Genomic DNA, 25,450 nt, shown 5'->3' on the forward strand with positions numbered 1-25,450 from the left:
GCGAGGTCAGCATGGGTCGTCATCGAACCTACTGGACAGAGACGACGTGAGCCGCGATACCGCCATTCAGCTTGCCGCCCGCCATTTCGACTCGGGCGCGTTCCTCGAAGACCTGCAGCGCCGCGTCGCGCATCGCACGGACAGTCAGGAGACCGACAGCGGCGCGCGTCTGCGCGCCTATCTCACCGACGACCTGATGCCGACGCTCGACGCATGGGGCTTCACCTGCCGCATCGCCGAGAATCCGCACGAGGGCGCCGGGCCGTTCCTGATCGCGCACCGGCACGAGAGCGACGAGCTGCCGACCGTGCTGAGCTACGGTCACGGCGACGTCGTGCGCGGCTACGATGCGCAATGGCGCACGGGCCTCTCGCCGTGGGAGGTCAAGGTTGAAGGCGAGCGCTGGTACGGCCGCGGCACCGCCGACAACAAAGGCCAGCACAGCATCAATCTCGCCGCGTTGAAGGCCGTGCTCGACGCGCGCGGCGGCAAGCTCGGCTTCAATCTGAAGCTCTTGTTCGAGACCGGCGAGGAAGTCGGTTCGCCGGGGCTGTGGGCGATCTGCGAGCAGTTGCGCGACGAACTCTCGGCGGACGTGCTGATCGCCTCCGACGGTCCGCGTCTTGCCGCGCATCGTCCGACGCTGTTCCTCGGCTCGCGCGGCGTCCTCAATTTCCGGCTCGACGTGAAGCTGCGCGACGGCGCGCATCATTCGGGCAACTGGGGCGGGCTGCTGCGCAATCCGGCCGTCGTGCTCGCCAACGCCATCGCCTCGATGGTCGATGCACGCGGCAAGATCCTGATCGAAGGACTGCGTCCGCCGCCGATTCCGGATTCGGTGCGGCGCGCGTTGCAGGACATCGAAGTGGGCGGCAATCCGGGCGAGCCGGAAGTCGACACAGACTACGGCGAGCCCGGACTCACGCCCGCCGAACGCGTGTTCGGCTGGAACAACATCGAAGTGCTGGCCTTCAAGACCGGCAATCCCGAGAAGCCCGTCAACGCGATTCCCGACCGCGCCTTCGCGCACATGCAGATCCGCTTTGTCGTCGGCACGGACTTGCTCAATCTGCGCGACATCGTGCGCCGTCATCTCGACGCGCACGGCTTTCCGCTGGTCGAGGTCGAGATCGAACGCGGCATGCCCGCCACGCGAGTTGATCCCGACAATCCCTGGGTGCAATGGGCGTTGCGCTCGCTCACCGAGACCACGGGTGCTGCGCCCGTGCTGCTGCCCAATCTCGGCGGCACGCTGCCCAACGACGTCTTCGCCGACATCCTCGGCATGCCCACGCTCTGGGTGCCGCATTCGTATCCCGGCTGTTCGCAGCATGCGCCGGACGAGCATCTGCTCGGACCCGTCGTCTCCGAAGGCCTGCGCATCATGGCCGGCCTGTTCTGGGATCTCGGCGCGCGCGAAGGCGACGCAGCCGCGATCAATCCCGCGTTTCATCTTCCCCGCCAAGCGAAGTGAGGCTTCTTCATGAGCACTGATTCCGTCGGCATGACCGAGGCCGCCTCCGGGCACGCCGAGCAGAGCAAGATCGCGAGGCTCATCGTCGCGACCTCGATCGGCAATGCGCTGGAGTTCTACGACCTCGTCGTGTACGGCTACTTCGCCGGGATTCTCTCGAAGCTGTTCTTTCCCGCGCAGAACCATACCGTCTCGCTGCTGCTGACGCTCGGCACCTTCGCGCTGTCGTATCTCGCGCGGCCCGTCGGCGCGCTCGTGCTCGGCTCGTACGGCGACCGGCACGGCCGCAAGGCCGCGCTGACGCTGTCCATCGCGATGATGACCATCGGCACCGGCATCGTCGCGCTGATGCCGCCGTATGCAACCATCGGCATTGCGGCGCCGATCCTCATCTTCGCGTCGCGCCTGCTGCAAGGCTTCTCGGCGGGCGGCGAGTTCGGCAGCTCGACAGCCTTCCTCGTCGAGCACAAGCCGGAGCGCAGCGGCTTCATGTCGAGCTGGCAGTTCTCGAGTCAGGGCGCGAGCACCCTGCTCGCCTCGCTGTTCGGCGCGGTCCTCACCAGCACGCTGACGCCCGCGCAGCTCGAAGGCTGGGGTTGGCGCATTCCGTTCCTGTTCGGCATGCTGATCGGTCCCATCGGGCTGTATATCCGCCGCCGCATGGACGAGACGCCGGAGTTCGAGCACGCAGAGAAGCTCGCCTCGCCCGTGCGCGTGATGCTCGCGACGCAGAAGGAACGGCTGCTGGTCTCCATCGGCTCGCTGATCCTCACGACCACGGCCAACTACATGCTGCTCTACATGCCGACCTACGCCACGCGGCAACTCGGGCTGTCGCCTTCGTCGGGCTTCATCGCGACGCTCTCGGCAGGCTTCATCATGATGGTGCTCGTGCCGGTGGTCGGGCATCTGTCGGACAAGTACGGGCGTTATCGCATCATGATCACGACCGGCGTGGTGTTCTTCCTGACCGTGTATCCCGCATTCATGTTCATGAACGCGCATCCTTCGCTGCCGACGCTCATTGCCGCCGTCGTCTGGGTCGCGTTGCTCAAGGCCACCTACTTCGCGCCCATTCCCGCGCTGATGGCCGAGCTGTTCCCCACCGCCACCCGCACGACCGGCATGGCGTTCGGCTATAACATCGGCACCACGGTGTTCGGCGGCTTCACGCCGCTCGCCGTGGCCTCGCTGATCGCCGTCACGCACAACAATCTCGCGCCCGGCCTGTATCTGATGATCGCGGCCGTCCTGAGCCTGTTCACCCTGGTGTGGGCGAAGCGGCGCCTGAACATTCGTTGAGTACCGAAGGAGTCAGCAGCATGAATGAGGCTTTGCAACGCGCGATCCGCTTTTCGATCGACCATGAATCCACCTGGGATCGCAAGGTCGACGGCAATTGGGGCGTGCATGTCAACGATCCGCCGCCGTGGAACCGGCTGCTCGGACCCGTGCACGATCGCGGCGGCGTGTCGGGGGCCATTGCCCTCGATGGCAAGCTCATCGCCAGCTGGGGCGAGCCGGACCGCGCGGACCTCACGTTCAGCATCGCCAAGACCTATCTCGCGCTGCTTGCGGGCGTCGCGTTCGATCGCGGCCTGCTGCCCGATCCCGACGAACCCGTGCGCGAACGCATTCGCGGCATCGGCTTCGACGATGCGCACAACGCTCAGGTCACCTGGACGCAATTGCTGCAGCAGACGAGCGAATGGACCGGCGAATGCTTCGGCCTGTCCGATCAGGCGGACCACTATCGCGCGGTCACGTTCGGCGACCCGCCCGCCGGCAAGAAGGGCGAGCGCCGGCCCTTGAACACGCCCGGCACGTACTGGGAATACAACGACGTGCGCATCAACCAGCTTTCGCTGGCGCTGCTGCATCTGTTTCGCGAGCCGCTGCCGGAAGTCTTTCGCACGGCCATCGCGGAGCCGTGCGGTCTCTCCGGCAACTGGAACTGGGCGGGCTATGACCACGCATGGACCGAGATCGACGGCAAGCGCATGCAGTCCGTGCCCGGCGGCACGCATTGGGGCGCGGGCATGTCGATCAGCGCGAACGATCAGTTGAAGATCGCGCAGATGCTGCTCGACGAAGGCGTCTCGAACGGGCGGCGCGTGCTGTCGGCGGAATGGATCGCGCGCATGCGCACGCCGGTGGCGCTCGCGCCCTACTACGGCTACCTCGTGTGGCTCAACAGCGGACAGAAGATGTTCCCGCGCGTGCCGGCATCGAGCTATTTCGGCGTGGGCGCGGGCAGCTCGTTCATGTGGATCGAGCCGCAAAGCCGCCTCGCGCTGATCGTGCGCTGGCTCGACTCCGCTTACGCCGGCGAATTCTTCGGCCTCGTGCATGAGGCGCTGGAACCGCTGCGCCGATGACACTTCAGTGCGCGGCCTCGCGGACCGCGCAACGCGGCAGGTCGAAGTAAAAGCGCGCGCCTTCTTCTCGGTCTTCCGTGCCGATCATGCCGTCGTGTTCCTGGACGATGGACCGGCAGATGGACAGACCGAGACCGATGCCTTCGGGTTCGGTCGTGAAGAAGGGTTCGAAGAGATGCTGCCTCGCATCGAGCGAGAGCCCCGCGCCCGAATCCGTGACGGCCACCCTGAAGTAGCTGTCGCCGACGGTATCCACCGTGATCAGAACGCAAGAAGCTGCTTCATCTCGTCGGCGATGCTGGCCGTCAGTTCCGTCAGCACCGGGAGGCGCGTCACGTGAGTGAGGTTGGTCTATGCTTCCATCAGCGCGTTCTGCGCGTTGCGGGAGTCGGTGACGTCGGCCAGCGCGCCGACGTATTCGACGGCCCCGCTCGTGGCCCGGATCGATCGCGCGACCATGCGCAGATAGCGCAGCGCGCCTGATTTCGCCGTCAGCCGGAACTCTTGCTGGATCGCGTCGTCGCTGGGTTCGTTGCGGAAGAACGCGGCGGCGACGCCTTCCACGTCATTGCACGGCTTTCAGCGTGGAGAATGCCGGCCAGCCTGTCCTGTCTCAGCACCGGCAGAGACTGGCCCGACTTCGGACGATGAGGGGTGTTCATGACCGTGTGAGCGATCGTCATCGGCAGCAAGGCACTGAAGATTTCGTTCGCGCGACAGCTGAGCATCGCCGCAGTCTCGGGGCACGGGAATCGATTCTGGAGATCGTCGATCGCTCGTGTCCATGGTTTCCACCAGGTCAGGGTTCGTCAGGGCGTCTGGCGTGACGAAGCCGGCGAGCAGCGTCGATACGGCGCGGGCGATGTCAGGCAACCCGCATGTTAGGGCCAATGCCGCACGCCTTCTTTCGAAAGCGCACGGCATTTGCGGACGGACACGGAGCCGCGTTACGTGTATTGAAGCGAAGGCGCGCCCATCGCGCGGGTGCGCGGACCGTCGATGTCGAAATGCCTGGCGAGCGCATCCACGACGTGTTCCGCCATCGCGTGACGCGTTTCGTGCGTGCCCGAGCCGATATGCGGCGTCAGCACCAGCCTGCGATCGCGCAGCAGCGCCTCGGGGACCTCGGGTTCATGCTCGAAGACATCGAGCGCGGCGCCCGCCAGTCCATCCACCGCCAGCGCCGCGATCAGCGCGCGTTCATCCACCACCGGACCGCGGGCGATATTCACGAGGAAGCCATCGGGCCCGAGCGCGCGGATCACGTCCGCATTCACGAGATGATGCGTCGCGGGCGAAAGCGGGCACGTGAGGATCAGCATGTCGCTGTCGTGTGCGAGGCGGGTCACGTCGTCGTACCAGGGCAGCTCGACATTCTTGCGGCTCGGCCCGAAATACGCGACGGTCGAACCGAAGGCATGCAGGCGCTTGGCGATCGCCGAGCCGATGGTCCCCAATCCGACAATGCCGATCTTCATCCGCGAGATCGAGCGCCCCAGCCGGTACTGGGCCTGCGTGAGCCATTGGCCCGAGCGCACGAAGGCATCGGCGTTGACGAAGTCGCGCGTGAGCGCCAGCGCCAGGCCCACCGCCGCATTCGCCACGTCTTCAGCCAGGATATGCGAGGTGTTCTCGATGCTCACCCCACGCGCGCGCACCGCGCCGATGTCCACGTTGTCCAGTCCCGCGCTGTAACTCGAGATGATTTCCAGCGCAGGAAGCGCATCGAGGAAGGCGGCATCGATCTTCGTCTTGCGCAGCGCAATGCCGCGAATCTTGCTGCCCTGCTCTTGCAGGAACGCGCGTGCGGCGGCGGGATCGTCGGGCAGATCGAGCACCGTGAAGTGCGTTCTCAACTCCTCGTGAGTCCACTCGGGCAGGTCGGCCGCATTGAGAATGATAGGTCGGGTCATGGTTCGGAATGAATGTTGAAGGCGCTGCCTGCCAAGGCGATTCAGGCCATTTTCACGCGCTCGATCTTGCCCATGAAGAACAGGTAGACCACCGCGGCAACGAGGCAATGTGCGGCGACGAAGTATAGTCCGGCCGTATAGCCGCCCGTCGCCTGCACGATGTAGCCGAAGACGATGGGCGTCACGATGCCGCCGATGTTGCCGATGCAGTTGAAGATCGCACCGGCGAGGCCCACGGCTTCGCGCGGCGCGGTGTCGCTGACCACGGCCCAGGTGCCCGCGCCCGCCGCCGCGCCCTTGCCGAAGAAGGCCAGCGTCATCAGCAGGACGATCACGGCATTGCTTTCGACGACCGCGGACAACACGAGACTGCATCCCAGCCCCATGCCGACGATATACGGCGTCTTGCGCGCCGACGAGACGATCCAGCCGCGCCGGATCATCCAGTCCGAGTTGGTGCCGCCCGCAATGCCGCCGACGAAGCCCGCAATGGCCGGAACCATCGTCGCGAAGCCGGCCTGCATGACGTTCATGCCGCGCGCCTGCACGAGGTAGATGGGAAACCAGGTGATGAAGAAATAGCTCAGCGCGATGGTGCAATACTGCCCGACATAGGCGCACCACAGCATGCGATTGCCGAGCAGCATGCGCATGACGCCGCGCGAGAGCGGCGGACGCGCCTTGAGCGACTGCTTCGAATCGATATCGATCATCGCGCCGCCCGCGATGATGTGCTCGAGTTCGCCGCTGGACACGCGCGGATGATAGCGCGGCTCATGCATGACGACGGCCCATGCGCCCGCCGCCGCGATCCCGATCACGCCGAGCGCGATGAACGGCGCGGGCCAGCCGAACTGCGACGTGAGCCAGCCGGCGAACGGCGAGAAGATCGCCACCGCGAAATACGAAGCCGATGCGAACAGCGACGTCGCCAGCCCGCGTTCCTCCTTGGGAAACCACATGACCGCGACGCGGCCGTTGGCGGGAAAGCTGGGCGCCTCGATCAGCCCGAGCGCGAAACGCAGCGCGAACAGCAGGCTCAGCGCGATCGAGAGATCCGACGTGAAGTTGCCGATGAACCCGACCAGCATCGTAGCGATGGACCACAGGATCAGCGTGGCGCCGTACATGGTCTTGGTGCCGAAGCGGTCGAGCAGCAGGCCGCCGGGAATCTGCCCGACGACATAGGCCCAGCTGAATGCGGACAGCACGTAGCCCAGCTGCACGTGATTCAGGCCGAACTCCTTCGAGATGCCGGGGCCTGCAATCGAGAGGATCGCGCGGTCTGCGTAGGCGACGGTCGCCAGCAGCAAAATCATCGCGAGAATCGAGTAACGCGTGCGCGTCGTGCGGGCCGTGGTGCCCGCTATATACTGGGTCGTCCGATCTGTTGCCACTGTCATCTCCTGTTTCCATGTCCCTGAAGCGGTCGCTTGAACGCGCCGCCCGATGCCCTTGCTCGAACTGCCGGGTCTTCTTTCGGGGTGGTGTGTTTGCTGGATTAAACCGGCGTGGTAGATGAGCGTCAATCTTGATTGATTCGATCAACGTGAAGAACTGGATCACGCAGGAAGAAGCCTGCGAAGCCCTCGGCGTGCGCAAGCAGACGCTGTACGCCTATGTCAGCCGCGGCCAGATCGAGGTGCGCGACGACCCGCAGCAGGCGAACCGCAATCTCTATCGCGCGACGGATATCGCCGGGTTGCTGAAGAAGCGCAGCCTCGGACGCGGCCGCAAGAAGATCGCGGCCAGCACGATGGCCTGGGGCGAGCCGATCATCGATACGCGCATCTCCACCATCGCGCGCGGCACGCTCTATTACCGCGGCAGGGATGCGGTGCAGCTGGCGGCATCGGCGAGTTTCGAGGACGCCGCGCAGCTGCTGTGGGACACGCCCGGGCTGCCGCACTTTCCTTCGTTCGAGCCGGTCGCGTTCGCCGGGGCCGCCGAAGCGCGGGTCTATGCCGCGCTGGCGCACGACGCCGCCCGTCCCTCGCGCGACCATGCTCACCGCTTCGGCGAAGCCTCGCGGCTCGTGGGACTGCTCGCGAGTCAGTTCTTCACATCGCGTTCGGATGAAGGACCGCTGCACGAGCGCATCGCCGATGCATGGAGCGTACCGCGTCACGCCGATCTGTTGCGCCGCGTGCTCGTGCTGCTCGCCGACCAGGAGCTGACGAGTTCGTCGTTTGCGGCGCGTGTCGCGGCATCGACCGGGGCATCATTGGGCGCGAGCATGATCGCGGGACTGGCGGCATTCTCCGGACCGATGCACGGCAACGCCATCGTGCGCGTGCGCGCCTTCATGGACGAAGCACGGCGTGCCGGAACCGAAGCCGCCGTGCAGGAACGCATCGCGCGAGGCGAGCCGCTGCCGGGCTTCGGACACGAACTCTATCCGCAAGGCGACCCGCGCGCCGCCAATCTCCTCTCCGCCTTTGACGCGCCTCACGCCGCGCGCGAGTTGATCGAATGCGTCGGGCGGCTGACGGGCAAGCCGCCCGCCATCGATATCGCGCTCGCCGCGCTCGTCGAGCATTGCGCGTTGCCGGAAGGCGCGGCGTTCGCGCTGTTCTCCATTGCGCGCAGCGTGGGCTGGATGGCGCATGCCATCGAACAGATCGAGGAAGGCACGCTGTTGCGGCCGCGCGCGCATTACATCGGGCCGGCCGTCGTCGATTGAAGCGGAAAGCCCCGCGCCAATGAAAAACACCCCGATCGCCGGAGCGGCATCCGGCTTTCGAGGTGTGCTTTCAGGCTTTCAGTTCAGGCTACGTTCAGAAGTCCGTCGTCATCGAGAGCAGCAAGGTGCGCGGCGCGCCCTGCGTCAGATATCCGCCGATCGTCGAGGCCCAGTACGACTTGTTCGCCACGTTGAGGACGCTGGCGCGGAAGGTCGTCGGCTTGCCGAACACCACGGTCGCATAGCGCGCGCCCAGGTCGAAGCGGTTCCAGTGCGGAATCGACAGCGTGTTGGTCGTGTTCAGATACTGCGAACCCGTGTAGATCCAGCGCGCCGTCAGCGTGAGGCCTTGCAGCATCGGCACGTCGTATTCCGCGTTCACGTTGAACATGAAGGTCGGCACGCCGATCGGCTTGTTGCCGTCCGTCGTCCCGCTGCCGGTGTCGATCTGCGTCGCGTGGATGTACGTGCCGCCCGCGATCAGGCGCACGCCCTTCACCGGCTCGCCGAACACCGACGCCTCGATGCCGCGATGGCGCTGCGTGCCGTCCGCGACGAAGAAGTTGGCCGCGTTCGTGTAGGTCAGCGGCTTCTCGATCTGGAATGCGGCGACCGTCGCGCCGTACTGGCCGTTGTCGTACTTCGCGCCGACTTCCCATTGCTTCGACTTCTCCGGCGGCAGCAGTTGGCCAGTGTTGGCCGCCGTGGACGGCGCCGAATCGCCGATCGTCAGCGCCTCGCTGCGGTTCGCGAACAAGGAGACGTTCTGCCACGGCTTCACGACAAGGCCGAACAGCGGCGTCGTGACCGAATCGTTATAGGCTTCGGTCTGCTTGCCGGTGTAGTCGAAGTTGTTCGCGTGCAGGTCCTGATGACGCACGCCGACCGTGAACAGCACGCGGTCGTTCAGGAAGCCGAGCGTATCCGACACCGACACGCTGCGCAGCAGGCTCAGCGAGACGGTCTGCGGGTCGCCGAGATCGCCGGCCGAACCGACGGTCGCCGGATACGGCACGCGCGGCGTGTCGTAGATGCTCGACGGGAACGAGCTGCTGTAGGTGTAGGCGGACATCGAATCCACCCGCACGATCGACGCGCCCGCCGTCACGAAGTGCGACACAGGACCGGTGTTGAAGCGGCCGCGCACGCCGGCTTCGGCCGAGCTGCCGTCTTCCTTGTGCGGCACGCCGAGGCGCGACTGGGTGATGCCGGTCGTGTTGATGCTCGGCGACGCGTATTCGCCATGCTCGTCCGTATGGCGCATGCCGCCGGCGACATAGGCGGTCCAGCCGGGCAGGAAGTCGTACTCGGCGCGCAGGATGCCGACCGTGTCCTCGATCGAGCTATAGCCCCACGACTGGCCGTAGTTGTAGGTCGCGGCGGGCGGCGCCGGGATGTAGTTTGCGTAATCATAGACCGTCGAACGGCCGCCGTTGATCCGCTGCCGCTGATACAGGAAGTCGGCGTACAGACGCAGCTTGTCGCCGCGCCAGTCGAGCGAGACGGCCGTGGTGTTGTCGCGCTTGTGCTCGCCGTCGATCGCGGTTTCGCCATCGTGATTCGCCTGATTCACGCGAATGCCGAACTGGCCTTCGCTGCCGAATCGACGGCCCACGTCCACGTGCGCGCCGATCATGCCGGACGCTTCGCCGTCCACCGTCACGCGCGTGAGCGGCTTGTCGTCGGCACGCTTCAGTTGCAGGTTGATGCCGCCGCCCACCGCCGAACCGTTCGGCGACGCGCCGTTCAGGAACGCATTGGCGCCCTTGAACAGATCGACGCGTTCGAGAGCATCGGTGGCCACGAGCTGACGCGGCGTGATGCCGTACAGGCCGTTCAGCGAGATGTCGTCGCCCTGGAGTTCGAAGCCGCGGATCACGTAGGTTTCGGCGAAGTTGCCGAAGCCGAACGCCGTCCGCACCGACGGATCGTTCGCCAGCACGTCGCCGATCGTGCGCGCCTGCTGGTCCTCAATCAGCTTCGAGGTGTAGGTCGTCATGCTGAACGGCATGTCGAGGTTCTTCTGCTTGCCGAGCACGCCGTAATCGGCGCCGCGTGCGACCTGGCCGCCGGCGAAGGTCGGCGAGAGATCGCCGGGCAGTTGTTCCTTGCTCGCCTGCACCTTGACGGCCGGCAGCGCGTTGTCCTGCGGCGCGGCAGCGGCCGTGCCGGTGCTTCCGGTATTGCCGGTATTACTCGTATCAGCCGATTGCGCGTGAGCCGACAGGGAGAAAACCATCGCCACCGCGGCGACGATCGCGGCGCGCTGCGCCAGCGCAGGCGTCGCCTGCGAGGTGTAAGAACGGAATGCGGACATGAATCAGGAAAGGGCGTCGGTGATGGTCGGTCTTCCGTCCCGGGGCGTCGTCTGGAATCCGGGCGGCATTGTTCTGCGTCGCAAGACCGGGCGCGCACGGTGCGCGCCGGATGAGACTGGCGTTGTGCGCCGGATTATAGGGTAAATGCGAGTCGTTATCATTTATTGATTGCGCGATTTGCATCGACGCAACATCCCACCCGGCAGGAACTACCGTGTCGAGCATTATTCGAGGGATGGGCGCTGGCTTGAAGAGTGTCGCCAGCGCCTCAAAAAAGACTTACGAAGCGACGGAGCGGCCGCGCGCTGCCCGTTCGCTGGACGCCGCCGCCGATTGCCGGCGTGCCGCGCGCTTGCGGACCCAGATCATCAGGCCGGTGATGCTCAGCACCGCCACCGCGATGCCCACCGCGCTCACGAGAATGCGCCCGCCGACGCCCACGATGCGCCCCGAGTGCAGCGGAAACTGCGCCTGCATGAAAATGTCGCCGGCCGAGCCGCGTCCGGGAATGGTCGAACCGGCCAGCGCGCCGGTCTGCGCGTTGTAGTAGAGCCAGGCGTTGCCGAGGCCCATGTCGCCGTGATCGTGGCCCGGCGCGAAGAAGCCGACGCCGTAGGCCTTGAACATCGGCGCGTAGTAGAGCGCGCCCATCGGCTGGGTGAGGTTCTGACGTTGCGCGTCCTGCGCGGCCTTCTGGAGGATCTCCTCGCGCGTGGCCAGCGGCTGGCCGGGCGCTCCGGCGCGCACCAGCGCGGGGTTGTCGAGGAAGGACGGCGAGAGCTTCGAGAACGCCGAGACGACCGGGCGCACCACCGGTTCGGAGAGGTTCATCGAGATGGACGTGAGCGCCATCATCAGCAGCAGACCCCAGATCCAGACGCCGCCGGAGCGATGCAGGTCGAAGGTCAGCGCGTAGCCGCCGCGCTTCACGCGAAACGCAAACGACTTGCGCCACGCCTTCACGCTCGGGAACGACAGAATCAGCGCGATGCCGCTGTCGAAGAACCACAGGATCCCGACGATGCCGAGCAGCCAGGTGCCCACGTCGATCCCGCCGACGAACGGCAGATGCAGCGTGTAGTGCAGCTTGTAGAGGAACGGCATCAGGTCGATGCGCGCGAGCGACACGGCGCCCCACATGCGCTGCGCTTGCACCTGGCCGGTCGCGGGATCGACGGCGATCTGGTTGTACGCGACATCGAACGGCGCGTTGGTGGCCGGATTCGTGCGCGGCATGACCATCATCTGCGCGGTGTGGCCCGGCTCGACGCCGAGCGGCATGTAGGTCACTTCCACACGCGGATCGGCGGCTTCGATACGGCGCGCGAGTTCGAGCGGCGGCAGCGCCGGGCCGTCCGTGCGGGCGTGGAAGAACGCGGGATTGAGCCACGCGTCGATCTCGTGATCCCACGCGATGATGGCGCCCGTGAGGCCCGAGACGAACAGGAACAGCGCGGTGGCGACGCCAAGCCAGCGATGCAGGCGAACCATGACCGGCCTCATGCCTGCGGGTCCTCGGAACAACGGTCGTACGCGACGGGTTTCATCGAAATCTTGCGACGTAAATAGGAATTGTTCGCAAGTTTATCGACGGCAAGCCTGATTCACAAGGCTTTCGTAAGGTACTGAAGAAATTTCGGGATGTACGCGGCGCTCAGTGCGTGAAACAGGCCTTGCGCCGCCCGATGTCTCAATGACCTTCCGGGAACAGCGCTGCCTGAACCATCGCGCGGGCGGCGGCGTGCCGGTCCGCCAGGAATTCGTCGCGATTCTTGCCCGCGATCCACGTCGGGGCGCGGCCACGGCCGCTCCAGGTGGCGCCGCTGACCGGATCGCGATATTTGACCGCGGACTCGGACGCCGGGGTCTGCGCGGTTTGCCCGGACGGCTCGGAAACCGTCTTGCGGCCCATCAGCTCGGCCAGCGAGATGCCGTATTCGCGCATTTTCTGCACGATTTCGCGCAACACATGCTGGGTTTCCTTTTCTTTCGCTTCGGCCAGTTGTTTGTCCAGGGCTTCTTGCTGCGCCCTCAATTTGGCGATTTCAACGCTTTGATATGCCATGGTCTTCTTGAAGATTCGCCGCGATCCGGCGACTGTTGTGTTGTGTTCGGCGTTCGAAATTCTACGACATTCGCGAATGGACTTCGAACACCCCTCCGGCGTTCCTCAGGCGAGTTCGAGAAAATTGCGCACGACGGATGACGGATCGTCGCGCCGGGACGCAATGGCCAGCCGCGCGCGCAAGCCACGCGCCAGCAGCGGCCGATACACCACGCCCCGCACGCGCACCTGCGTGATCGATTTCGGCACGATGGAAATGCCTAGCCCCGCCGCCACCAGCGTCACGGCCGACGCCATCTGCGGCGCGGGCTGCGCCAGTTGCGGCTGGAAGCCGGCGGCGGCGCACGCGGCGACGATGTCGTCGAACAGCGTGCCGCCCGCCACGCGCGGCACCTGCACGAAGGGTTCGTCGGCGAGATCGGCCAGCGCGATGCGCGTCTTCGACGCCAGCCGGTGCGCGACCGGCAGCGCCACCAGCATCGGTTCCTCGCGCCAGTCGCTTTGCAGCAGCGCATCGGCGACACGCCGCACCGGCCGGATGATCGCGACGTCCAGCTGACCCGCTTCGAGCAGGTCCAGCAGCACGCCCGAGGCCGCCTCGTGCAGCGCCAGTTCAGCTTCGGGATAGCGTTCGCGAAATCGGCGGATCAGACCCGAGACGTGTTCATTGAACGCGGCGGTGCCGGTGAAACCGACCCGCAGATGCCCGGTCTCGCCACGCGCGGCTCGCTGCGCCGCCCGCGCCGCGCGTTGGGCGTCGTCGAGCACGCGCCGCGCTTCGTCCGCGAAGACTCTTCCGGCCTGCGTGAGTTCGGCGCCCCGCGCGCTGCGCCTGAACAGCTCCACGTCGAGTTCCTGTTCGAGCGCCTTGATCTGCTGGCTGAGCGGCGGCTGGCCGATGCCCAGCAACTCGGCCGCCTTGGTGAAGTTCGACGTCTCGGCGACGGCGAGGAAATAGCGCAAGTGGCGAAGCTCCATGTGTTTTTCGATTCCCGATGCTGCCTCGAACTTCAAGGCCAGTGCTGAAACATATCGCTGCCCATGTTTTCATATATTGGACATATGGCTCGACATTGGCAAGAATGAAGTCAACTTTCTTCTCCAAGCAATCAGGCGATGTCCTCCCCTTCCCTCACATCCCCGGTGGATGGCACGCGGCGCGACGCGCCCTCGAACGGCGTTCTGCCCAGTTCGTCCGCCTACCGGCGCATCGCGCTCGCGCTGTTTCTCGCCGGTTTCTCCACGTTCTCGCTGCTGTACTGCGTGCAACCGCTGCTGCCTGCGTTCTCGCGTGAATTCGGCATCGGCGCGGCGGCGAGTTCGCTGTCGCTGTCGCTATCGACCGGCTTCCTCGCGGTCTCCATCCTGTGCGCCGGCGCGCTGTCCGAACGCGTCGGACGACGCGGGCTGATGTTTGCATCGATGACCTCGGCGGCGCTGTTCAACCTGCTGGCCGCCAGTGCGTCGAGCTGGGACCTGATGCTCGTCTGGCGCGCGCTGGAAGGCTTCACGCTCGGCGGCGTGCCGGCCGTCGCCATGGCTTATCTCGCGGAGGAAATCGCGCCCGAAGGACTCGGCCTCTCGATGGGTCTGTATGTGGGCGGCACGGCGTTCGGCGGGATGATCGGACGGATCGGCATGAGCGCGCTGGAACAATACTTTTCGTGGCGCACGGCGATGTCGACGATCGGCGTGATCGATCTGCTCGCGGCCCTCGCCTTCGTGATGCTGCTGCCGCCTTCGCGACGCTTCGTCAAGCGCACCGACCTGACGCTGCGTCATCACCTGCGGCTGTGGCAGGCGCAACTGCTGCACACGCGTCTTCCGTTCGTCTTCATGATCGGCTTTCTCGTGATGGGCGCGTTCGTGACGGTCTACAACTACGCCGGTTTCCGCCTCATCGCCCCGCCCTTCAATCTCGATTCGACTCAGTGCGGGCTCATCTTCGGCGCGTATCTGTTCGGCATGGTGTCGTCGTCGAGCGCGGGCGCGCTGGCCGACAAGCTGGGCCGCGCGCCGGTGCTCATCAGCGGCGTCGTGGTGCTCGCCGCCGGCCTGGCACTGACGCTGTCGGCATCGCTCGTCGCGGTGATCGCGGGCATCGTGCTCGTGACGATCGGCTTCTTCATCGCGCATTCGGTTGCGAGCGGCTGGGTCGGACGGCTGGCCGGCTCGGCCAAGGGTCACGCGGCCTCGCTCTATCTGCTCGCGTACTACCTCGGGTCGAGCGTGCTCGGGTCGATCGGCGGCGCATTCTGGCAGCACGGCGCATGGCCCGCCGTGACGGCCTACGTCGCCGTGCTGCTCGTGCTGTGCCTGTGCGTGGCGCTGCGCGTCATTCGACAACCCGCCGAAGCGTGAATCATGCGCACAACGGACTGACGAGCGGCCGGGCGATGCGCAGATAATCGTCCGACGCCAGCAGCATCGAGCGATCGAGCCGGCCCGCATTGAACGCGATTTCGTCGAAGCGTTCGATCAGCTCCGGATCCACGATCAACTTCACTGCGGGCGAGAACGAAAACGGCGGAATCGCGCCGATCACGCAGCCGGTCTCGCGCTGCGCTTCTTCCGGCATGGCGAGCGTGGCCTTCCTGATGCCCGCTGCCTTGGCCACCTTCTTGAAGTCCAGTTTCCTGTCGCCGGGAAGAATGGCCAGGATCATCTGGCCGTCCGCGTCCTTGCTCTTGCAGAGCATCGCCTTGGCGCCCTGTCCGGGTTCCGTGCCGCGCAACGCCGCCACGAGATCGCAACGCCCTTCCTCCGGATGCTCGAGCACGCGATAGCGCGCGCCTTCCCGCTCCAGCGCGTCGATCAGCTGATCGAACGGCGTGTTCATGGTGGACGTGACCATCACGCCGTCGCCAGCGAGCAGAAACGTTCCAGGTCGATGTTGCCGCCGCTGATGATCACGCCCACACGCTTGCCCGCCAGCTGCTCACGCATGTTCAGCGCAGCGGCCAGGCCGAGACAGCCGGTGGGCTCCACCAGCATCTTCATCCGCGTGGCGAAGAACTTCATGGCTTCGACCAGATCGGCATCGGATGCGGTGAGAATGTCGTTCACATCGCGCTTGATGATCCCGAAGGTGATGTGCCCGAGATGCTGAGTCTGTGCGCCGTCGGCAATGGTCACGGGGGTATCGATGTGCACGATTTCGCCCGTGCGGAAGGAGCGCTGGCCGTCGTTGCCCGCTTCGGGCTCGACGCCATGCAGCACGCATTGCGGCGCCAGCGCGCGCGTGGCCAGCGCCGTGCCGGACAGCAGCCCACCGCCGCCCAGCGGCACGAACAGGTGATCCAGCCCGCCGGTTTCCTCGAACAGTTCCCGGGCCGCCGTGCCTTGTCCCGACAGGATGTCCGGGTGATCGTAAGGCGGAATGAGCGTGAGACCGTTCTGCTCCGCGAGCCGGCGGCCGATCGCTTCGCGGTCTTCCTTGTAGCGGTCGTAGACGACGACCTGCGCGCCATAGCCTTTGGTGGCGGCGACCTTCGCGGCGGGTGCATCGTGCGGCATGACGATGGTGGCCGGAGTGTTCAGCAGCTGCGCGGACAGCGCGATGCCCTGTGCGTGATTGCCGGATGAGAACGCCACTACGCCGGCCTTGCGCTGCTCGGCCGAAAACTTCGACAACGCATTGAACGCCCCGCGAAACTTGAACGCGCCCATGCGCTGGAAGTTTTCGCACTTGAAGAAGAACTCGGCGCCGGTCAGCGCATTGAGCGTGCGGGAAGTCAGAACCGGCGTGCGATGCGCGACACCCGCAATGCGCGAGGCGGCGGCCTCGACATCGGCGTAGGTGGGGAGGCTTGGAGTCGTCATGTCGGACATGCCATGAAAAAGGTTGGCCAGGGTCACGCTACGCATGGCACGTCATGATTCCGTGCTCTCGACGCGTCGCGCATTTTCAACATTATGTCTATTTTTGTACAAAAAATCAATGCGCGCGACGGCTCGAGATGGCATGCTTTGTATTTGTTGAAGCGACCCGACCGATCCGTTCAGACACCATGACCCAAGCCAAACTCACCGTCGAACAGCGGACCATTCTCGAACAGGTCAAGCAGATCGCCGCGGGTCTGGGCGAAACCCTGGCGCCGTTCACCGAGGTCGTCGTGCATGACCTGCGCTCGCCGAAACACGCGGTGCTCGCCATTCACAACAATCTGTCGGGCCGCAAGGTCGGCGATCCGGCAACCGAACTCGGTCTGGCTCGCATCGCCGACGACGCCTATCCGCAGATTCTCGCGAACTACGCCAACCGTTTCGCGGATGGCCGGCAGGCCAAGAGCACGTCGATCGGGATCAAGGATTCGGATGGCCGCTATATCGCGGCGCTCTGCCTGAATGTCGATGTCACGCTGTTCCGCAGCCTGACGAACATGCTCGATCAGTTCTCGTCGTTGGGTACGGACGGCGTGCGGGAATCGCTGGATCCGTCGAGCGCGGATTCGCTGCGCGAGAGAATCGACCGCTTCGCCGTGAGTCAGGCGACCACGCCGCAAGCCCTGCGCGCCGACCAGCGCCGCGCGCTGATGCAGGCGCTGAAACAGGAGGGATTCCTGGATTTGCGGCGCTCGATGGAAACGGTCGCGCAACATCTCGGCGTGTCGCGCGCGACCGTTTATAACGACGCCAAGTAAAGCCACTGCGCGCGTCAGCCCGCGTATCCGGCGCCGGCTTCTTCGAGATGGTGCGCCAGACGTCGCGGCGCGCGGCCGATCAGCGATTCGAGATGATCGGTCACGATGGAAAGATTGCCCGCCCGGGTTTCCACATCGGCTGACACGAGGACATCGACGAATACATCCGGCAGACCGGCCGCTTTCAGGCCCGCTGCAAGCTGTTCGTCCGATACGTCCACGATCGCCAGCGGCTTGCCCGTCGCCCGCCGCGCGAGTTCGGCAATCTCTTCGCGATTCAGCGCTTCCGCGCCCGTCAGCGTGTACGTGTGGCGCCCGGCGTCCGGCGTGGCGAGCGCGGCCGCGATGGCCTCGGCGATATCCTCCCGCGCCACATAGGACGTCCTGCCACCGCGAGCAGCCGAATGCCATGTGCCGCTCGCAAACGCGCCGGGCAATGCCATGTGCAGGTTTTCCTGATACCAGCCGTTGCGGAAAATCGCGTACGGCAGGCCGGTCTGCTTGATTGCGCGTTCGGTGCCGAGGTGATCCGGCGCGAAGCTCAACAGCGAACTGTCCGGATTGGGAAGGGAGGTATAGGCAAGCCGTCCGACACCCGCCGCGACCGCCGCCGCCACGGCATTGCGATGCTGCGTGAGGCGCGTATCGCCGCCGTCGAGCGCATCGGTCGAGATGATGAGCACGGTGCCCGCGCCTTTGAAGGCGTCGGTCAGGCCGGCTGGATCGTCGAAATCGGCGCGGCGCACGTCGATGCCCTGCGCGGCGAGATCCGCGAGCTTGTCGGGGCTGCGGCTGCCCGCGATGATGCGCCCCGGCCCGACGCCGCGCACCAGCAGATGCTTGATGACCAGCCGTCCCAGTTGACCGGCTGCACCGGTCACGAAAATCGTATCGCTCATAGTCCTGCCTCATTTCGGGTGATACTCTCAATTTGAGAGCGCCTCGATGATCGGGCGTCGATCGTCTTCCGTAAAGAGGGCAGTTTTTCAGGAGATAGGCACCGAATGGGAACCACCAAAGTCACCTCCAGGGCCATCAACAACGCCGCCCCCAGCGCAGTCAAGACCATGTTGGATGCCGCGCGGACGAAGTTCGGCGATGTATCGAATTGTCCGGTGAGAGATGTGATCGACGTGATCGACGGGCGATGGACGTCGCTGCTTATGATGGCGCTGGCCGAACAGCCGTATCGGTTCGGCGAGCTGCGGCGGCTCGTGCCGGACATCTCGCAGCGCATGCTGACGCAGACACTGCACGAGCTTCAGCGCGACGGCTATGTCCACCGTGAAGTGTTTCCGACCAAGCCGCCCGGCGTCGAATACAGCCTGACCGATCTGGGCCGCTCGATGTACGCCGCGCTGCATGTGCTGCTGCGCTGGGCCGACGAGAATCATGCGGCGGTCAAGGCGGCGCGCGAAGTCTTCGATGCGGCGAGGCAGTCCGCGTAGCGGCGCTTCACGCGCCCAAAGCAGCGCGAACCAGCGCCAGCCCGCCGAATATCCCGACGAAACCGAGCAGCAGCGTGCCGCCGACATAGAACATGACGGACAGCACATCGCCGCGCTCCCAGAGCAGCGCGGTTTCGAGCGAGAAAGTGGAATACGTGGTGAAGCCGCCGATGATGCCCGTGGTCAGGAACAGGCGCACGCTCTGGTCGGCGTGGCCGCGCAGCGCGAACCAGCCGGCCACCACGCCCATGGCGAACGAGCCGAGGACGTTGATGCCGAGCGTTCCATACGGAAATGACGGACCGAAGAGCGCGAGGGACGCTCGCCCGGCCAGGTGACGCGCCATCGAGCCGAGGCCGCCGCCGACAAAGACCAGAACGAGGGAAAGAAACGATTGCACGAGGAAACTCCTGTCGGACGTGCGCGCACCCTTGCAGGCAACGAGGTCGCGCAACGCAATTCAACAGGAGTCATCAGCCGGACGGCGGTTATCGGGGGTACCCCATCCCCATCGAGCGAGACTTTAGCATCTCTTCCATCAACGGCGCATCTTCGCTCGCCGCGCCTGAAACCTGATGACATGACTCGCCGGAAACGCTTGCCCCACAAGGCATGCGGGTTCCAGCGAACGCCCTGACATAAGGTGAAATAGTTTGCGCGTGGATTTTGAACAGGCTGCTCGCCACAATGGGTTCATTCGCAATCCACCCACCAAGGCGAACCATCATGGAACTGGAACTGCTTGGAAAGATCTCGTTGTACGCGATGGGCATCGTCCTCACCGCGTCGCTGATCGAAGCGCTCGTCCTGCACTTCAAGCACAAGGGCACCGACCGCGCCTTCGACTGGCATGAAGCCTGGATCTCTCTTGCCGATCTCGTCGGCCGCAAGCTGCTCGCGTTTGTGCCGATCTCGCTGGCCACGCCGCTCTTCAACTTCGCATGGGAGCACCGGATCCACACGGTCACGAGCAACACGGCGCTCACGATCTTCCTGCTCTTCATCGGACAGGAGTTCTGCTACTACTGGTACCACCGCGCCTCGCACACGATCCGCTTCTTCTGGGCGAATCACGCCGTGCATCATTCGCCGAACCAGTTGACGCTGTCTTCCGCCTACCGTCTTGGCTGGCTGACCAAGCTTGCCGGCTCAGCGCTGTTCTTCACCCCGCTCGTGTGGTTCGGCGTGAAGCCCGATGTGGTGCTGGCGGTGGTGTCGATCAACCTGCTGTATCAGTTCTGGCTGCACGCCACCTGGATTCCGAAACTCGGCTGGCTCGAATACGTGCTCAACACGCCTTCGGCGCACCGCGTTCACCATGCCTCGAATGCCACCTATCTCGATGCCAACTTCGGCGGCGTGCTGATTGTCTTCGACCGGCTGTTCGGCACGTATGTAGAGGAACGCGCTGAAGAACCCTGCATCTACGGCCTCACGACGCCGACGACTTCGCATAATCCCGTGGTCGTGGAACTGGAACACTGGGCGAATCTCGTGAAGGATGTGGTGCGGGCGAAAAGTGTCTCCGATGCAATCAGCTTCGTGCTGCGTCCTCCCGGCTGGCTGCCGAACGGCGAGGGACATACGACGGAAGCACTTCAGAAGCGCGCCAAAACGTTGAAACACACGAACGCCTGAGCGAGCGCGGGACCGAAACAACGTGGGCGGAACGCATGTTCCGCCCATGTTGCATTTCGGCGGGCGAAGCTTAGAACGTCACCGACTGGCTGATCACTTCCTTGCCATTGACGACGATGGTCGAGCTTGCGCTGCCGGTCGTGCCCGTGGTCGGCGAAATGGTGGAACTGGGAACGCCGGGCACTTCGATGATGGTCGTGGTCGACTGCTTCCTCGCGCCGCCGGCAACGTGGGACACACCCAGAGCGCTTCTTTCGATCTTGATCATGTTGTTCTACTCCTTAGTCAGATAAAAACGGCCAATCAGCCGTTGACCCGAAACTCGGGATCTTTGCCTCCACATTCCCGATTAGTCAGTAACTCCAAACATCAGGAATGTGAAGCCATTGTAAGGTTGAAGTTGAGCGTTCAACTTCGTGAAAACTCTCAAAACACCGGGTGGTTGTATGTCATTTCGTTATCCCATGCAATTTACGCAGTGGTCGGAAACCGCCTATTGTTCTGGCCTTTCGACTCTGCTAAATCACCTCGGCCCGGCGCGTTCAAGCGTGTTTTCGTATCGTTGCCGCCGCGACGCCGGATGCCGCAAATGCGCACAGCGCGGAGAGCAACGCAACGGCACGCAAGCCTGCGGCAATGGCGCCTGGCTCCGCGCCGCCCGCGCGCAACACGGCGTCGCGCGACCACACGAATGCAATGCCCAGCACGGCGATGGCCAGCAGGCCCGCCACGCGCGCCACCGCGTTGTTGATGCCTGAAGCAGTGCCCGCGCGCGAGCCCGGCACCGACGCCATCACGGTCGTCGTCAGCGGCGCGACGGTGATCGTCATGCCGAGGCCGAGGACCACGAGTGCCGGAAGGAACCCCAGCCAATAGCTGGCCGGTGCGACACGCAGCGCCAGCATCACGAAACCGATGCCCGCGATGCCCGGCCCCACGGTCAGCAGCGCCCGCGCGCCGTGACGGCCCGTCAGTCCGCCCGTGAAGCGCGACAGCAGGCCGATGATGAGCGGCATCGGCAGGAGGGCGGCGCCTGCTTGTGCCGCGTTAAATCCATACGCGCGAATCAGCGTGAACGGCAGGAAGAACAGCACGCCGCCCAGCCCGAAGTACAGCAGCAAGGTGACCACGTTGGCGCCGGTGAAATCGCGGGAATGGAAGATGTCGAGGGGAATCATCGGATCGCGGCTTCTGGCCTCGATGACCAGGAACACCGCGAGCAACAGCACGCCCGCGCCGATCATGCCGAGCACCCGCGCAGCGCCGAAACCGTGCGCGGGCGCTTCGGTCAGCCCGTAGGTCAGCGCGGCCAGTCCCGCGGCGGCGCTCACCGCTCCGGGCCAGTCCAGTGTCGACGGCGCGTCGGCCTTCTGGCTGTCGGGCACCGAGAGCAGCGCCAGCAGGATCGTCACGGCGGCCAGCGGGACGTTGAGAAAGAAGATGGCGCGCCAGGAGAACGCATCGACGAGCCAGCCGCCCGCCGCCGGTCCCACCGACGACGTGATCGCACCCACACCCGCCCACGTGCCGATGGCCCGACCGCGCTCGGCGCCGTCGAACACCGCGCCGATGATCGCGAGGCTGCTCGGCACCAGCAGCGCCGCGCCGATGCCCTGCACCGCGCGCGCCGCGATGAGCCAGCCGGTGTCCGGCGCGAAGCCGCACGCCGCCGACGCCACCGTGAACAGCGCAATGCCGGCGACGAAGATCGTGCGCCGTCCGAGCTTGTCGCCGAGCGATCCGCCGACCAGCACGAGCGCGCCGAGGAACAGCAGGTAGGCGTTCACGACCCACTGCATCGCCGCGATGCTCGCGCCGAATTCACTCTGGATCGACGGCAAGGCGACGTTCACGACCGAGCCGTCGATGAACGCCATGCTCGAACCGAGAATGGTCGCGGACAACGCGAGCCGCTTGCGGGTACACGGCGCGTCGTTGGCGCACGTCTGCACGCGGATGATGCCTTCGTCGCAAGGACTTGCTTGCGCCGCGACTGCATGCGGTCGTTCGCGGAGTTTGTGGTGTTCGTGCTTTTCGGAGGGTGCGCTGGCCAAGATGCCTTCCCTGTCTGGTGGGACACCGCTCCAGTAGAGGCCAAAGCCGTGCGTATGTCCACGTCGGGAACGGGGTTGGCAAGGCCAAATGATAATGGTTATCATTGACTAACCCGAGTACGCAGACGCCAGGTCGACGCAAAGGGCGATGGAACAGGAGCCCTCGCCATGCATCAGCAGATTGCCGACCTCTCATCGGACACGTCCGTTCCCTGCCAGCCGACCCTCGCGTTGTGGGAAGCCGAAATGCGTCAGGCCGTCCAGGCCGAACGCAACGGACGCGCCGCGCTGGCGCTCGCCGGTTACGAGCGGGCGTTGTCGATCGCGCATCGGCTGATCGACGCGCCGCCCGCCGGTCGCGCGGACGATTGCCTCGCCGCGCTGGTCGTCGCGCATCACAATCTGGCGGACCTGCATGTCGCGCAGGGCGCGCCCGATCGCGCGGCGCCCTGGTTGTGCCGCGCGCACGCGACCCTGATCGCACTGACGCAAGCCGCCGACCGGCCCGCGACGCTGCGCCAGGCCGCCTTGCGCCACAGCCGCGAAACCTATGTCGCGCTGATTCGCCATCTCGCCCGTCACGGGCCGCATCCGCTCATTGCACGCGGCATCGCCGACGGCGACGCCGCGCTTCACCCCAGCCACACCGCGCGGCACTGATCCCCACTTCGAACCGAAAGGAGCATTCGATGCCTTACACCCTGCCTCCCCTGCCTTATGCATTCGATGCACTGGAACCGAACATCGACGCCCGCACGATGGAGGTCCATCACACGAAGCATCATCAGACCTACGTGAACAACCTCAATGCGGCGCTGGAAAAATCGGACCGCAAGGACGAGCCGGTCGAGAGCCTGATCGTGAATATCGACGCGTTGCCCGAAGCGCTGCGCGCGCCCGTGCGCAACAACGGCGGCGGCCACGCTAACCACAGTCTGTTCTGGACCGTGATGTCGCCGGAGGGCGGCGGTCAGCCGGACGGCGAACTGGCCCGGGCGATCGACTCGGATCTCGGCGGTTTCGATGCCTTCAAGGAAGCGTTCACAAAGGCCGCGCTGACGCGTTTCGGCAGCGGCTGGGCGTGGCTCGAAGTCGACAAGCAAGGCAAGCTCGCGGTCAGCAGCACGGCGAATCAGGACAATCCGCTGATGAGCGGCATCGGATCGGGCAATAAGCCGATTCTCGGCCTCGACGTCTGGGAACACGCCTATTACCTGAAATACGAGAATCGCCGGCCGGAATACATCGCGGCTTTCTATAACGTGATCAACTGGCCCGAGGTTGCACGGCGCTATGCCGAAGCGCGCGGCAAATAACCGGTTCTTTCAGGGACACTGACGCCGGGAATGCAGAGAATCAGAAACCCCGGCGCATCAGGAAGGTCAATCCTTTCTCGTGCTCGTGATTCACGCCGAGTTGCGGATTGGCCTGAAAATGCCAGTCGTCTTCATCGCTGGCGAAATCGCTACGCGATTTACCGGAATTGCCGAGCGAATCCGCAGGCAATGCCTGCGGATATTGCCGATCCGCCGTATTCGGATCGACGAGACTGACACCGGCGCCGGACAAGGGCGCCGTGCCTGCATGTCTCTCGGAAGCGCCATATGAGAACCGCGCATGCACGGTTCGAACGGTGCGCACGCCGGCCGTTGAAACCACGGCCGGATAAGGAAAGAACACCATGCCTGCGGCGGCTCGTTCCAGAGGAAACAAGCGGGCCTGCTCATTGGCTGAAACCAGACTGCTGGCGATCATCACGACGCCGGCGATCCAGATGTTCCGGATAACGCGTGTCATCGAATGCCTGTGAAAGGCTGAAAATGGGATCCCGCACTCGGGTTTCGATGATACGTCCATCAGCAGTACGGATACTGTCGATGATTACCCTCGTGGTAAATCGGCCACTGATCGGAATGGCAGGCTGCGCAGATGCGAATTGAAGGCGAAAGCCCGCGGCAAAGTTTCCGCGTTACTCCGTGCCGCCATTCAGCGCGACGCGCCGGAAGAAATGCCCGAGCACGCTTTGGGCGAACTCCGCGGGCACGGATTGCGGATCGGACGAATAGAAAAATTGCACGCCGTCGCACAAGGCAATCAGCCCGAGCGCCATTTGGCCGGCGGGCATGCTCAAGGGCGTACCCACCCGCTCGGAAAACGCCTCGATATAGTCCGTCGTGGTCTGCCTGAGCTCACGCATCAGCGCGTTGAAGCTGGTGCGAAAAGCGGCGTCGCGGCTCGCGTGAAGCTTCGCCTCGACCCACAGCAGGAAGCAGGCATTGTCCTGGTAACACTCGCTGTAGTACTGGAGCACGCGCGCTTCCAAGTCCGCACGCGACGCCTCGCCGTCCTCGAAGATGGTCGAGAGGTGCTCCATGGTCGTGTCGTGATCGCGCTTGAGCACTTCCAGCAGCAACTGCGCCTTGCTGTCGAAGTTCGAATAGAACGCGCCGCGCGTATAGCCCGCCTCGGCGGCCACGTCCTCGACGCTCGCCGCGCCGAAACCCTTCCTCATGAAAACGGCTTGCGCAGCGTCGAGCAAACGCTGGCGCGTCTGGTCACGGCTCTGTTCACGGGTCAGTCGTACGGGTTTCATGGGCCGAAGTGTAGCATCGGCCAGCTTACACATTCTGCTTTGCATTCAGATACAGGTGTGTATTAGAATCCACCGCAGTTTCTTTTCGGGATGACTGAAGCCCTTTCCGGGCGGGCCTGACAGACAAATGGAATAAGCCATCCGTCGCGCGAGGTCTCACGGACATCCCCGGTTTTTGCGGCTCTTTCCGGCTTTTGCTTCGCCACCAAGCGGCGCGCTTCGATCGTTGCGGCACGCGCGCAC

Annotated in this window: 26 protein-coding genes and 1 riboswitch; of the genes, 10 read left to right on the forward strand and 16 right to left on the reverse strand. The window is 64.8% G+C overall.

Annotation, left to right across the window (positions count from 1 at the left end; genetic code table 11):
• Nucleotides 1–46 precede the first annotated feature (46 nt).
• The 3 genes from QCE83_RS32855 to QCE83_RS32865 are packed head-to-tail and all read left to right on the forward strand — an operon-like array spanning nt 47 to nt 3,852.
• On the forward strand, nt 47–1,474 hold the full coding sequence (locus tag QCE83_RS32855; RefSeq protein WP_309820800.1) for a M20 family metallopeptidase: 1,428 nt from the start codon (nt 47–49) through the stop codon (nt 1,472–1,474).
• Nucleotides 1,475–1,483: 9 nt separating this feature from the next.
• Nucleotides 1,484–2,776 carry an MFS transporter gene (locus QCE83_RS32860; protein ID WP_309820802.1) on the forward strand — a complete coding sequence of 431 codons (1,293 nt, stop codon included), beginning with the start codon at nt 1,484–1,486 and terminating at the stop codon, nt 2,774–2,776.
• 20 nt (nt 2,777–2,796) lie between these two features.
• Nucleotides 2,797–3,852: a serine hydrolase gene (locus QCE83_RS32865; protein ID WP_309820804.1), complete on the forward strand. Its 1,056-nt coding sequence runs from the start codon at nt 2,797–2,799 to the stop codon at nt 3,850–3,852.
• A 4-nt stretch (nt 3,853–3,856) separates the two neighbouring features.
• On the opposite strand, the gene QCE83_RS32870 is transcribed toward QCE83_RS32865, so the two are convergent.
• From QCE83_RS32870 to QCE83_RS32885, 4 genes are all read right to left on the reverse strand, one after another.
• On the reverse strand, nt 3,857–4,300 hold the full coding sequence (locus QCE83_RS32870) for an ATP-binding protein (RefSeq protein WP_309821208.1): 444 nt from the start codon (nt 4,298–4,300) through the stop codon (nt 3,857–3,859).
• Complete coding sequence (locus QCE83_RS32875) at nt 4,204–4,416, reverse strand: PAS domain S-box protein (protein WP_309820806.1); 213 nt, start codon at nt 4,414–4,416, stop codon at nt 4,204–4,206. The genes QCE83_RS32870 and QCE83_RS32875 overlap by 97 nt, the downstream gene beginning before the upstream one ends.
• A 383-nt stretch (nt 4,417–4,799) precedes the next feature.
• Nucleotides 4,800–5,765, reverse strand: coding sequence for a 2-hydroxyacid dehydrogenase (locus tag QCE83_RS32880; protein WP_309820808.1), 966 nt, complete (start codon nt 5,763–5,765; stop codon nt 4,800–4,802).
• 41 nt (nt 5,766–5,806) lie between these two features.
• Entirely contained in the window at nt 5,807–7,162 is a 1,356-nt protein-coding gene (locus tag QCE83_RS32885) for an MFS transporter (protein ID WP_309820809.1), read from the reverse strand.
• A 134-nt stretch (nt 7,163–7,296) separates the two neighbouring features.
• Here QCE83_RS32885 and QCE83_RS32890 point away from each other — a divergent pair, with 134 nt between their 5' ends.
• Nucleotides 7,297–8,448 (forward strand): citrate synthase family protein, encoded by a 1,152-nt coding sequence (locus QCE83_RS32890; protein ID WP_309820812.1) that lies wholly within the window; start codon nt 7,297–7,299, stop codon nt 8,446–8,448.
• 94 nt (nt 8,449–8,542) lie between these two features.
• On the opposite strand, the gene QCE83_RS32895 is transcribed toward QCE83_RS32890, so the two are convergent.
• The 4 genes from QCE83_RS32895 to QCE83_RS32910 form a co-directional block, all read right to left on the reverse strand.
• Nucleotides 8,543–10,765: a TonB-dependent receptor gene (locus QCE83_RS32895; protein ID WP_404986057.1), complete on the reverse strand. Its 2,223-nt coding sequence runs from the start codon at nt 10,763–10,765 to the stop codon at nt 8,543–8,545.
• Between the two features lie 280 nt (nt 10,766–11,045).
• Complete coding sequence (locus QCE83_RS32900; RefSeq protein WP_309820814.1) at nt 11,046–12,269, reverse strand: PepSY-associated TM helix domain-containing protein; 1,224 nt, start codon at nt 12,267–12,269, stop codon at nt 11,046–11,048.
• A 187-nt stretch (nt 12,270–12,456) separates the two neighbouring features.
• Complete coding sequence (locus QCE83_RS32905; RefSeq protein WP_309820816.1) at nt 12,457–12,831, reverse strand: H-NS histone family protein; 375 nt, start codon at nt 12,829–12,831, stop codon at nt 12,457–12,459.
• Nucleotides 12,832–12,936: 105 nt separating this feature from the next.
• Entirely contained in the window at nt 12,937–13,809 is an 873-nt protein-coding gene (locus tag QCE83_RS32910; RefSeq protein WP_309820818.1) for a LysR family transcriptional regulator, read from the reverse strand.
• A 138-nt stretch (nt 13,810–13,947) separates the two neighbouring features.
• Here QCE83_RS32910 and QCE83_RS32915 point away from each other — a divergent pair, with 138 nt between their 5' ends.
• On the forward strand, nt 13,948–15,192 hold the full coding sequence (locus tag QCE83_RS32915) for an MFS transporter (protein WP_309820821.1): 1,245 nt from the start codon (nt 13,948–13,950) through the stop codon (nt 15,190–15,192).
• 1 nt (nt 15,193) lies between these two features.
• Here QCE83_RS32915 and QCE83_RS32920 read toward each other — a convergent pair whose 3' ends face one another.
• Both QCE83_RS32920 and QCE83_RS32925 read right to left on the reverse strand, forming a co-directional pair.
• On the reverse strand, nt 15,194–15,685 hold the full coding sequence (locus tag QCE83_RS32920) for a YbaK/prolyl-tRNA synthetase associated domain-containing protein (protein ID WP_404986060.1): 492 nt from the start codon (nt 15,683–15,685) through the stop codon (nt 15,194–15,196).
• Entirely contained in the window at nt 15,685–16,653 is a 969-nt protein-coding gene (locus QCE83_RS32925) for a threo-3-hydroxy-L-aspartate ammonia-lyase (RefSeq protein ID WP_309820823.1), read from the reverse strand. Before QCE83_RS32925 ends, QCE83_RS32920 begins: the two co-directional genes overlap by 1 nt.
• A 188-nt stretch (nt 16,654–16,841) precedes the next feature.
• Here QCE83_RS32925 and QCE83_RS32930 point away from each other — a divergent pair, with 188 nt between their 5' ends.
• Nucleotides 16,842–17,474, forward strand: coding sequence for a PAS domain-containing protein (locus QCE83_RS32930; RefSeq protein WP_309820824.1), 633 nt, complete (start codon nt 16,842–16,844; stop codon nt 17,472–17,474).
• A 14-nt stretch (nt 17,475–17,488) separates the two neighbouring features.
• Here the strand turns inward: QCE83_RS32930 and QCE83_RS32935 are convergent, their stop codons facing one another.
• On the reverse strand, nt 17,489–18,373 hold the full coding sequence (locus QCE83_RS32935) for an NAD(P)H-binding protein (protein WP_309820826.1): 885 nt from the start codon (nt 18,371–18,373) through the stop codon (nt 17,489–17,491).
• Nucleotides 18,374–18,478: 105 nt separating this feature from the next.
• On the opposite strand from QCE83_RS32935, the gene QCE83_RS32940 reads away from it, so the two are divergent.
• Complete coding sequence (locus tag QCE83_RS32940; RefSeq protein WP_309820828.1) at nt 18,479–18,922, forward strand: helix-turn-helix domain-containing protein; 444 nt, start codon at nt 18,479–18,481, stop codon at nt 18,920–18,922.
• A 7-nt stretch (nt 18,923–18,929) separates the two neighbouring features.
• Here the strand turns inward: QCE83_RS32940 and crcB are convergent, their stop codons facing one another.
• Entirely contained in the window at nt 18,930–19,322 is a 393-nt protein-coding gene (gene crcB, locus QCE83_RS32945) for a fluoride efflux transporter CrcB (RefSeq protein ID WP_309820830.1), read from the reverse strand.
• A 57-nt stretch (nt 19,323–19,379) separates the two neighbouring features.
• Nucleotides 19,380–19,441, reverse strand: a riboswitch (Fluoride riboswitch).
• A 207-nt stretch (nt 19,442–19,648) separates the two neighbouring features.
• On the opposite strand from crcB, the gene QCE83_RS32950 reads away from it, so the two are divergent.
• Nucleotides 19,649–20,560, forward strand: a complete 912-nt coding sequence (locus QCE83_RS32950) for a sterol desaturase family protein (protein ID WP_309820832.1) — start codon at nt 19,649–19,651, stop codon at nt 20,558–20,560.
• A gap of 70 nt (nt 20,561–20,630) precedes the next feature.
• On the opposite strand, the gene QCE83_RS32955 is transcribed toward QCE83_RS32950, so the two are convergent.
• Entirely contained in the window at nt 20,631–20,828 is a 198-nt protein-coding gene (locus QCE83_RS32955; RefSeq protein WP_309820834.1) for a hypothetical protein, read from the reverse strand.
• 274 nt (nt 20,829–21,102) lie between these two features.
• Nucleotides 21,103–22,614, reverse strand: a complete 1,512-nt coding sequence (locus QCE83_RS32960; protein WP_404986064.1) for an MFS transporter — start codon at nt 22,612–22,614, stop codon at nt 21,103–21,105.
• A gap of 168 nt (nt 22,615–22,782) precedes the next feature.
• Between QCE83_RS32960 and QCE83_RS32965 the strand changes: the two genes are divergently transcribed.
• Together QCE83_RS32965 and QCE83_RS32970 are read left to right on the forward strand one after the other, a co-directional pair.
• A complete protein-coding gene (locus QCE83_RS32965; protein ID WP_309820836.1) occupies nt 22,783–23,274 on the forward strand; it encodes a DUF2753 family protein in 492 nt (163 codons plus the stop codon).
• A 29-nt stretch (nt 23,275–23,303) separates the two neighbouring features.
• Nucleotides 23,304–23,930, forward strand: a complete 627-nt coding sequence (locus tag QCE83_RS32970) for a superoxide dismutase (protein WP_309820839.1) — start codon at nt 23,304–23,306, stop codon at nt 23,928–23,930.
• 40 nt (nt 23,931–23,970) lie between these two features.
• Here the strand turns inward: QCE83_RS32970 and QCE83_RS32975 are convergent, their stop codons facing one another.
• Nucleotides 23,971–24,369, reverse strand: a complete 399-nt coding sequence (locus QCE83_RS32975) for a hypothetical protein (protein WP_309821212.1) — start codon at nt 24,367–24,369, stop codon at nt 23,971–23,973.
• A gap of 214 nt (nt 24,370–24,583) precedes the next feature.
• A complete protein-coding gene (locus QCE83_RS32980) occupies nt 24,584–25,207 on the reverse strand; it encodes a TetR/AcrR family transcriptional regulator (RefSeq protein WP_309820841.1) in 624 nt (207 codons plus the stop codon).
• Nucleotides 25,208–25,450 lie beyond the last annotated feature (243 nt).

It is taken from the genome of Caballeronia sp. LZ034LL (assembly GCF_031451215.1).
Classification (GTDB): Bacteria; Pseudomonadota; Gammaproteobacteria; order Burkholderiales; family Burkholderiaceae; genus Caballeronia.

Excerpts from the sequence above, each read along its gene's own strand:
- QCE83_RS32900 (WP_309820814.1), bottom strand. The coding sequence starts at position 12,269 with ATGAGGCCGGTCATGGTTCGCCTGCATCGCTGGCTTGGCGTCGCCACC.
- QCE83_RS32970 (WP_309820839.1), top strand. The coding sequence starts at position 23,304 with ATGCCTTACACCCTGCCTCCCCTGCCTTATGCATTCGATGCACTGGAA.
- QCE83_RS32880 (WP_309820808.1), bottom strand. The coding sequence starts at position 5,765 with ATGACCCGACCTATCATTCTCAATGCGGCCGACCTGCCCGAGTGGACT.
- QCE83_RS32950 (WP_309820832.1), top strand. The coding sequence starts at position 19,649 with ATGGAACTGGAACTGCTTGGAAAGATCTCGTTGTACGCGATGGGCATC.
- QCE83_RS32920 (WP_404986060.1), bottom strand. The coding sequence starts at position 15,685 with ATGGTCACGTCCACCATGAACACGCCGTTCGATCAGCTGATCGACGCG.
- QCE83_RS32980 (WP_309820841.1), bottom strand. The coding sequence starts at position 25,207 with ATGAAACCCGTACGACTGACCCGTGAACAGAGCCGTGACCAGACGCGC.
- QCE83_RS32865 (WP_309820804.1), top strand. The coding sequence starts at position 2,797 with ATGAATGAGGCTTTGCAACGCGCGATCCGCTTTTCGATCGACCATGAA.
- QCE83_RS32925 (WP_309820823.1), bottom strand. The coding sequence starts at position 16,653 with ATGACGACTCCAAGCCTCCCCACCTACGCCGATGTCGAGGCCGCCGCC.
- QCE83_RS32935 (WP_309820826.1), bottom strand. The coding sequence starts at position 18,373 with ATGAGCGATACGATTTTCGTGACCGGTGCAGCCGGTCAACTGGGACGG.
- QCE83_RS32955 (WP_309820834.1), bottom strand. The coding sequence starts at position 20,828 with ATGATCAAGATCGAAAGAAGCGCTCTGGGTGTGTCCCACGTTGCCGGC.
- QCE83_RS32915 (WP_309820821.1), top strand. The coding sequence starts at position 13,948 with ATGTCCTCCCCTTCCCTCACATCCCCGGTGGATGGCACGCGGCGCGAC.
- QCE83_RS32910 (WP_309820818.1), bottom strand. The coding sequence starts at position 13,809 with ATGGAGCTTCGCCACTTGCGCTATTTCCTCGCCGTCGCCGAGACGTCG.
- QCE83_RS32930 (WP_309820824.1), top strand. The coding sequence starts at position 16,842 with ATGACCCAAGCCAAACTCACCGTCGAACAGCGGACCATTCTCGAACAG.
- QCE83_RS32975 (WP_309821212.1), bottom strand. The coding sequence starts at position 24,369 with ATGATCGCCAGCAGTCTGGTTTCAGCCAATGAGCAGGCCCGCTTGTTT.
- QCE83_RS32860 (WP_309820802.1), top strand. The coding sequence starts at position 1,484 with ATGAGCACTGATTCCGTCGGCATGACCGAGGCCGCCTCCGGGCACGCC.
- QCE83_RS32905 (WP_309820816.1), bottom strand. The coding sequence starts at position 12,831 with ATGGCATATCAAAGCGTTGAAATCGCCAAATTGAGGGCGCAGCAAGAA.
- QCE83_RS32940 (WP_309820828.1), top strand. The coding sequence starts at position 18,479 with ATGGGAACCACCAAAGTCACCTCCAGGGCCATCAACAACGCCGCCCCC.
- QCE83_RS32895 (WP_404986057.1), bottom strand. The coding sequence starts at position 10,765 with ATGTCCGCATTCCGTTCTTACACCTCGCAGGCGACGCCTGCGCTGGCG.
- QCE83_RS32965 (WP_309820836.1), top strand. The coding sequence starts at position 22,783 with ATGCATCAGCAGATTGCCGACCTCTCATCGGACACGTCCGTTCCCTGC.